The organism is Pseudoalteromonas sp. 2CM36K (assembly GCF_023161865.1).
GTDB lineage: Bacteria > Pseudomonadota > Gammaproteobacteria > Enterobacterales > Alteromonadaceae > Pseudoalteromonas > Pseudoalteromonas tetraodonis.
Genome location: NZ_JALNTK010000030.1, coordinates 28,019 through 36,414 on the forward strand (window position 1 = coordinate 28,019; position 8,396 = coordinate 36,414).

Here is an 8,396-nt window from a genome sequence, read left to right on the forward strand (position 1 = left end):
AATTTACTACAATCACATAGACATACCCTTCAATTTGCTCTACCATTCTTCTTTTAAAATAAAAACTTTTTTGCTTAAAAAACTAACTATTTGATAACTATTGATATCGAGTTATAATTAGTTTAATAATCATGAGGTTGTGTCCTCCCCCATTTGACATAAAAAGATTAAATAATGGCAGCTTTCAAAAAACTTATTCTTATACAATTGTTAGCTTGGCTGGTACTTGTGTCCGCTGGTAGTTATTTTATTAGCCAAAATTTTGATAATGCCATCGGCAATGCTCAAAAAAATGCACAAGCGACCGTTGAGCAATACATTAAAAATCTCTCTGCGACAGATATATCAGCAGAAAATCTTAAAAACACGCTTGCAACTAGTGAAACCTTTTCATATTTTGTTTTACGAGACTATCAAGGCGTTGAAGTATTTTCGGTTAACAATGCAGTGCAATTACCTATAATTGCTGAGCTTATTCAATCTAGTAGCAACTCAGTACGTCCCCAGTACGCCACAAATAATAACGCCGATATAAAAATTGAATTTAAATTAAACATTACTCACTTGGGTGAGCAGTTTCAAACCGCGTTTTTTGTTATTTTAATTGTTAGCACCCTACTTACCCTAATACCTATTATATTGATGAAAACCATTGTTGAGCACATTAACGACAATATATGTACGGACGTTGCTGATGTTATTGATGTATATATCAATCAAAACCAACTAGGTGATGATTTTGCAACTAAAATTGATTCACCTGAGTTAGCTAAGTTAGGGAAAAGTTTAATTCCTAGCTTTAATCGTTTATCGCACTTTTTAAAAAGCAAAAACGACAATATAAAAAATGCAGCCCACGATATTAAACGTGAAGCCTACAAAGACGGTGTTACTGAATTAGGTAACCGCAATATGTTTGTTGATTACTACGAAAAAAATATAGAAAACACCGAAATAAGCACATTTGGCTCTTTAGCACTCGTTCGCTGTAGTGAGTTACAGTCAATTAATCAAAGTCGAGGCTATCAAAAAGGTGATGAGTACATTAAGTCGGTTGCAGATATCATAGTAAATATCAGTGGCACCTATTCCGGCAGTCAAGTTTTTAGAGTAAACAGCTCTGACTTTATAATTATATTGCCGAATACCCCGTTAAAAGAAGCTGAAAATTTTGGTGAAAACTTACAATCTCGCTTTACTCAATATATGCAAAACCAAGAGCTTAGCTCGGTTGCAAACACAGGTATTGTGGGGTACGAAAAAGCCAAACCTTTAGGTGAGTTGCTCTCTATCGTTGATAACGCAATGAGTATGGCGCAATCTAAGCAAGCTAATGCGTGGCATGTGCAGCGCGATACTGATCTTGTTAATAATGTGAGCGCAGGGTTTGGTAATCAAAACTGGCGTAAAGTGATTAACAAAGTGATCGAGTCTAAAAGCGTCCATTTAATGATCCAAAATATTATGCCATTAGGCAAAAGCATTAAAGCCTATGCTGAAATTCAAGCCCGCTTCAAAACAGAAGAAAACCAAGCTTTGCCTACCGCTTCATTTTTAGCAATGGCTGAAAAACTCGATATGGCGATAGAAATTGATAAGTTAATAATAGAAACGTCATTAGAAAGAATAAAATCGAGTAATTTATCTGAAAAATACTTTGGCTTAAATATTACCCCTTCAAGCGCGCATAGTGACCAATTTATGATTTGGTTAGAGCGTCGTTTGCTTAAAGATACCCATATTGCTTCTAAGTTAATTTTTGAGGTGAGTGAATTTGGTCTGCAACAAAACATTAAAGCAAGCAAACGTTTTATTGATATGGTGCATCGCGTTGGAGCCAGAATTACTGTTGAACGCTTTGGTGTCGGGCTCACCTCATTTAAGTTTTTCAGAGATTTAAAACCAGACTTTATTAAAATGGATGCAAGTTATACCCGAGGCTTAGAGGATGATAAAAATAATCAGTACTTTATGCGTTTAATGGTCGACCTTGCTCATAGAATTGGCGTCAGTGTTTTTGCTGAGGGCGTTGAAAGCCAAGAAGAAAAACACATTGTAGATACGTTATGCCTAGATGGTGTTCAAGGGTACTACATTGAAAAGCCCAAAGACATCTAACTAATTACCCTATTTAATGATAAAAAAGAGCATTTATGCTCTTTTTTACTTTTTAATGTGTGCTTTTATGACTGTTCAATCGTTAAAATGCTGACAGTTTTTTAATTGCAAACTCCCTTAAATTTAACCCTTTACAATTAGCCCATTATTTAACGTTGTTTATTTAACTGATAATCACTCAACGTGTTGTTAATCACAGTAGAAAAAAGGATAATACACGGGATTTTATTAGCGTGAGGCACACATGACAGAATACGTCTTGTTATTAATTGGAACAGTGTTAGTCAACAACTTTGTATTAGTACAATTTTTAGGCCTTTGCCCGTTTATGGGTGTGTCTGGGAAACTTGACACAGCCATAGGTATGTCTTTGGCAACTACTTTTGTGCTAACGCTTGCCTCTGTAACAAGCTATTTAGTAAATGAGTATATTTTATTACCTTTGGATATTACCTATCTGAAAACAATGAGCTTTATTTTAGTGATAGCTGTTGTTGTACAATTTACTGAAATGGTTGTCAGAAAAACCAGTCCAACGCTTTACCGGTTACTGGGAATATTTTTACCTTTAATAACCACTAACTGTGCGGTATTGGGTGTTGCTTTATTAAATATCAAAGAAGATCACACGTTTTTACAATCGGCCGTTTATGGCTTTGGTGCTGCGGTGGGGTTTTCATTAGTATTGGTTTTATTTGCTGCATTGCGCGAGCGTTTAGCCGCAGCAGACGTACCAACCCCATTTAAAGGTGCCTCAATCGCAATGATAACGGCAGGTTTAATGTCAATGGCCTTCATGGGTTTTACTGGATTAGTGAAGTTTTAATATGACCTTGTTGTACGCTTTAATAGCGCTGGGTTTGCTGGCGTTAATTTTCGGATTAATTTTAGGGTTTGCAGCAGTGCGCTTTCGAGTTGAAGGTAATCCTGTTGTAGAACAAATAGACACCATTTTACCGCAAACACAATGCGGCCAATGTGGTTACCCGGGCTGTCGTCCTTATGCAGAAGCCATTGCCAATGGCGATGAAATAAATAAATGCCCTCCAGGTGGTGATGCGACAGTTAAAAAATTGGCTGATTTGATGGGTGTTGAGGCTAAACCCCTCGCTGGCGGTGAACAAGCAGATCCGGTTAAAACAGTGGCGTATATCCGCGAAGACGAATGTATTGGCTGTACCAAATGTATTCAAGCCTGCCCTGTTGATGCCATTGTGGGTGCAACACGTCAAATGCATACCGTTCTAATTGACGAATGCACTGGCTGCGATTTGTGCGTTGAACCTTGTCCGGTCGATTGTATTGACATGCTACCTGTTGCACCAACAAAACAAACCTGGAAATGGCAATTAGACGCTATTCCAGTTACCCAAATAGATTAGAGGTTTGAGTGGAAAAGTTACTTGAACAAATAAAAAAAGGCACCGTCTGGGCATTTCCTGGCGGCGTACATCCTCCTCAGCAGAAATCATTATCTAATAGTGCGCCTATAGCCAGACTCCCTTTGCCTGAAAAACTTGTTCTGCCTTTAAAGCAGCACATTGGCGCTAGTGGTAAATTAATAGTTGAAAAAAACCAGCACGTATTAAAAGGCCAAGCCTTAACAAAGGCATCAGCTAATTGGTCGGTGCCAATACATGCACCTACATCAGGCACAATTATTGATATTACGCCTATGCCATCAGCGCATCCTTCGGCATTACCTGAATTAAGCATTATTATTGAACCCGATGGCAACGATACCTGGTGTGAATTATCGCCTTTAGCAAACCCAGCCACTGCATCACACGATGAACTGGTTGATGTTATTCATAATGCGGGTATTTCTGGGATGGGCGGCGCAGGCTTCCCAACCTATGTAAAAGCTGATATTAAACAACCTATTGAATTTTTGATTGTTAATGCGGTTGAGTGTGAACCTTACATCACGGCTGACGATACCTTAATGCGTGAGCACGCCGCTGAAATAGTCAAAGGTATTGAGCTAATGCAGCAGTTACTCAATCCGACGCTGTGTATTATTGGTATTGAAGATAATAAGCCCGAGGCTATCACAGCCATGACAGAAGCGGCGAAGCATAACGAGCATATCTTAATACAAACCGTGCCTACTGTTTACCCTTCTGGCGGTGAAAAACAGCTAATAAAACTGCTCACTAACCGTGAAGTACCAAACGGCGGTATCCCTGCTGATATCGGCATTTTAGTACATAACACCGGCACTTTATTTGCGATTCAGCAAGCTGTATACGAAGGTAAACCGTTAATTGAGCGTGTCGTTACCGTTACCGGCAATACTATACATAATCCTGGCAACGTATGGGCGTTATTAGGTACTGAAATTAAGCACTTACTTGATTGCCAAGGTTTTTCACCGGTGCCACAGCAACGCGTGATCATGGGCGGCCCTATGATGGGCTTTACCTTACCCACAGTTCGTATTGGCGTTGTTAAAACAACAAACTGCATACTTGCCCCAGATCATAAGGAGTTAGCAGAGCCTGGCCCAGAAAAAGCCTGTATTCGCTGCAGTGCCTGTGCCGATGCCTGCCCTGTCTCGTTATTACCACAACAATTACAATGGTTTGCTAAATCAAAAGAATACGACAAACTCCAAGAGCATAACTTATTTGACTGTATTGAATGTGGTGCCTGTGCCTATGTATGCCCTAGTGAAATACCACTTGTTCAGTATTACCGCGTTGCAAAAGTTGAAATTAAAGAGCAAATTGCCGAAAAGATAAAATCAGATCGCGCTAAAGAACGCTTTGATGCACGTAAAGCGCGTTTAGAGCAAGAACAAGCTGAGCGAAAAAATCGCCACAAACGTAAACCTGCCCCTAAATCGACCGAAGAGCAGCAAAAAGTAGCCGATGCCCTTGCCCGCGTTAAAGATAAAACCAGCGATGGTGACAATAAATCAGCTGTAGCAGCGGCAATTGCGCGCGCTAAAGCGAAAAAGCAAGGTGGCGAACTCGAGCCAGATAACAGTGAAGTTGCAAAAGAGCGCGCAGCACGTAAAGAACAAGCTCGCCTTTACAAAGAGCAAAAGGCACAAAACAATGGTGATGACGAGCCTGTAGATGATAAAAAATCAGCCGTTGCTGCCGCTATTGCCCGTGCTAAAGCCAAAAAAGCAGCACAAGCCAATGAGCAAGCCCAAAGTGATGGCACAGTAAGTGAACCGCCAATCGCTGCCAATGATAAAAAAGCCGCGGTAGCTGCTGCTATTGCCCGTGCTAAAGCCAAAAAAGCAGCACAAGCCAATGAGCAAGCACCAAGCGATGACACAGTAAGTGAATCACCAGCACCGGCTGCAGATGATAAAAAGGCTGCGGTAGCTGCGGCCATTGCCCGCGCTAAAGCCAAAAAAGCAGCACAAGCCAATGAGCAAGCACCAAGCGATGACACAGAAAGTGAATCACCAGCACCGGCTGCAGATGATAAAAAAGCGGCAGTAGCTGCTGCTATTGCCCGTGCTAAAGCTAAGAAAGCAGCGCAAGCTAATGCATTAGCACAACAGAATGAAAATGCTGAGCCACAAGGCAACGATGAATCTTCTAACGGTTCAGAGCAAACAGCTCAAGCGAAGAAAAAAGCCGCCGTAGCCGCCGCCATTGCCCGTGCTAAAGCTAAAAAGCAACAAAAAGAAGGAAACGATCAGTCATGAAACTAACCATGGCCAGTTCACCCCACAATCATAGTCACAAGTCTGTGACACGGTTAATGCTAACTGTGATTGCGGCCTGTATTCCTGGTGTTATTGCACAAGTTGTATTTTTTGGTACCGGTGTACTTATCCAATTATTATTAGCATTAGTGTGTGTAAGCGCATTTGAAGCAGCCATTATGCTAATGCGTAAGCGCCCTATTTGGCCTTCATTAAGCGATGGCAGCGCATGGCTAACCGGCGTGCTGTTAGCGATTAGTATTCCACCTTTAGCGCCGTGGTGGGTTATTGTTATAGGGTGTTTGTTTGCCATTGTTATTGTTAAGCAACTTTATGGTGGTTTAGGCTTTAATTTATTTAACCCTGCAATGGCAGCCTATGTGCTTTTATTAGTGTCGTTCCCTGTGCAAATGACGGCCTGGTTACCGGTTACAGAGTTACTCAATACGGGCATTACTTTTAGCCAGCAGCTTAGTCTAATATTTAGTGACTTTACAACTCTTGGATATAGCTTAGATCAGCTCAGAGTGGGTATTGATGGCAGCACGATGGCCACCCCTCTTGATACGTTAAAAACAGATATTGCTCATAGCCTTACCGTCACTGAAAGTATGCAAAAACCGGTATTTAATGAATGGGTTGGCCTAGGTTGGGGTTGGGTTAATTTAGCCTTTTTACTCGGCGGCCTTTATTTATTAAAAACAAAAGTGATTAACTGGCATATACCAGTGAGTTTTATTGCCAGTTTAAGCCTATGCGCTGCAATTGGTTATATTGCCTCGCCAGGCACTGAGCCGGGTCTGGTGTTTCACTTATTTAGTGGTGCAACTATGCTCGGAGCCTTTTTTATCGCCACCGATCCTGTATCAGCTGCAACCACTAATCGAGGCCGCCTTATTTATGGTGCCGCGATTGGTTTAATTGTGTATTTAATTCGCACCTTTGGTGGTTTTCCGGATGCTGTTGCATTTGCCGTATTACTGATCAATATTGCAGTACCGCTTATTGATTACTACACACAACCAAGAACTTATGGCCATGGAGCAGTAAAATGATTATTTCTTCAATGGTAAAAAATGGCGCAATATTATGCGGTTTCGCACTCCTTACAACAGGATTAGTGGCCACTATAAACTCGTTAACGGCCGATAAAATTGCAGAGCAAGAGCAACTGCAATTAACTAATCAGTTACAAGAAGTATTACCGCACAGTAAGTACACTAATGAACTTTCTCAAGATTGTGTGATCATATCAGACCCTTTACTGGGGCCATACGACAACCAAGTAATTTACCGTGCACGTAAAGATGACGAACCCGTTGCATTAGTCATTCGTCATGTCACTCCTAGCGGCTACAGTGGCGATATAAACTTACTTAGCGCGGTATATCGCGATGGCAGCGTTGCTGGTGTAAGGGTTACTAAGCATGAAGAAACCCCAGGTTTGGGCGATAAAGTTGAAATTAAAAAGTCAGACTGGATCACCTCATTTAATTCAAAAACAGTACAAAGCGAAAGTGACGCGCGTTGGGCCGTTAAAAAAGATGGTGGTCAGTTTGATCAATTTACTGGCGCAACCATTACGCCTCGCGCTGTAGTTGGCTCAGTTAAAAATGCGGTAGTGTATGCACAAAATAACTTTGATGATCTTTTTGCAGCAGCGAATGCTTGCCCTGAGGTAACACCATGAGTGAATTAAAAACTCTTTATAAAGAAGGCCTATGGGGAAATAACCCCGCCTTAGTACAGTTATTAGGTTTATGTCCTTTACTTGCTGTTACCTCCACGATTACTAATGCGCTAGGTTTAGGCTTAGCAACCTTGTTAGTGTTAGTCGGCTCTAATATTACCGTATCATTTGTGCGCAATTGGGTGCCTAAAGATATCAGAATACCGGTTTTTGTAATGATCATTGCCGGTTTTGTGACGATTGTGCAGCTGTTAATGAACGCCTACACTTTTGGCCTTTATCAATCTTTAGGGATTTTTATTCCGTTGATTGTGACTAACTGCGCCATTATTGGTCGTGCTGAAGCATTTGCCTCTAAAAATCCAGTACATTTATCTGCCTTTGATGGCTTGATGATGGGCTTAGGCTTTATGCTGGTACTAGTTGTACTTGGCGCTATGCGAGAGCTGATTGGCCAAGGCACCTTATTCGATGGCGCCGATTTATTACTCGGCCCTTGGGCTTCAGCTTTACGCATCGAAGTATTTAGCTTTGATAGCCAATTTTTACTGGCCATTTTACCACCCGGCGCATTCTTAGGGCTTGGGCTGCTGATCGCCGCTAAAAACGTCATTGATGCACAAATAAAATCAAAACAAGTAACGCCGCCAGAGGCTGAAAAAGGCCCACGAGCGCGTGTTACTAGCTTAACTTAAGGGGAAAACGCATTAACTGAATAAAGCTAATGCGTTTTAAGTTACATGAATAAAGAAAAACGTCACCAAATACTCACGCGCTTGCGCGATGACAACCCACATCCTGAAACGGAGCTTGAATACTCAAGCCCGTTTGAGTTACTAGTTTAGGGCTTGGGCTGCTGATCGCCGCTAAAAACGTCATTGATGCACAAATAAAATCAAAACAAGTAACGCCGCCAGA

At 41.3% G+C, this 8,396-nt stretch carries 7 protein-coding genes and 1 pseudogene; all 8 read left to right on the forward strand.

The window, feature by feature from the left end:
* Positions 1–174 precede the first annotated feature (174 nt).
* Positions 175–2,118, forward strand: coding sequence for a GGDEF domain-containing protein (locus tag MTN97_RS16375; RefSeq protein ID WP_248474896.1), 1,944 nt, complete (start codon positions 175–177; stop codon positions 2,116–2,118).
* Positions 2,119–2,362: 244 nt separating this feature from the next.
* Positions 2,363–2,944, forward strand: a complete 582-nt coding sequence (gene rsxA / locus MTN97_RS16380) for an electron transport complex subunit RsxA (RefSeq protein ID WP_008115244.1) — start codon at positions 2,363–2,365, stop codon at positions 2,942–2,944.
* Between the two features lies 1 nt (position 2,945).
* Positions 2,946–3,500, forward strand: a complete 555-nt coding sequence (gene rsxB, locus MTN97_RS16385) for an electron transport complex subunit RsxB (RefSeq protein WP_036982152.1) — start codon at positions 2,946–2,948, stop codon at positions 3,498–3,500.
* A gap of 8 nt (positions 3,501–3,508) precedes the next feature.
* Complete coding sequence (gene rsxC / locus MTN97_RS16390; RefSeq protein WP_248474897.1) at positions 3,509–5,788, forward strand: electron transport complex subunit RsxC; 2,280 nt, start codon at positions 3,509–3,511, stop codon at positions 5,786–5,788.
* Positions 5,785–6,843 carry an electron transport complex subunit RsxD gene (gene rsxD / locus MTN97_RS16395; RefSeq protein ID WP_036982148.1) on the forward strand — a complete coding sequence of 353 codons (1,059 nt, stop codon included), beginning with the start codon at positions 5,785–5,787 and terminating at the stop codon, positions 6,841–6,843. The genes rsxC and rsxD overlap by 4 nt, the downstream gene beginning before the upstream one ends.
* Positions 6,840–7,478 (forward strand): electron transport complex subunit RsxG, encoded by a 639-nt coding sequence (gene rsxG, locus MTN97_RS16400; RefSeq protein WP_013465285.1) that lies wholly within the window; start codon positions 6,840–6,842, stop codon positions 7,476–7,478. Before rsxD ends, rsxG begins: the two co-directional genes overlap by 4 nt.
* Positions 7,475–8,173 (forward strand): electron transport complex subunit E, encoded by a 699-nt coding sequence (locus MTN97_RS16405; RefSeq protein WP_028835009.1) that lies wholly within the window; start codon positions 7,475–7,477, stop codon positions 8,171–8,173. Before rsxG ends, MTN97_RS16405 begins: the two co-directional genes overlap by 4 nt.
* 146 nt (positions 8,174–8,319) lie before the next feature.
* A pseudogene (locus MTN97_RS16415) lies at positions 8,320–8,396 on the forward strand (electron transport complex subunit RsxE); the annotation flags it as partial.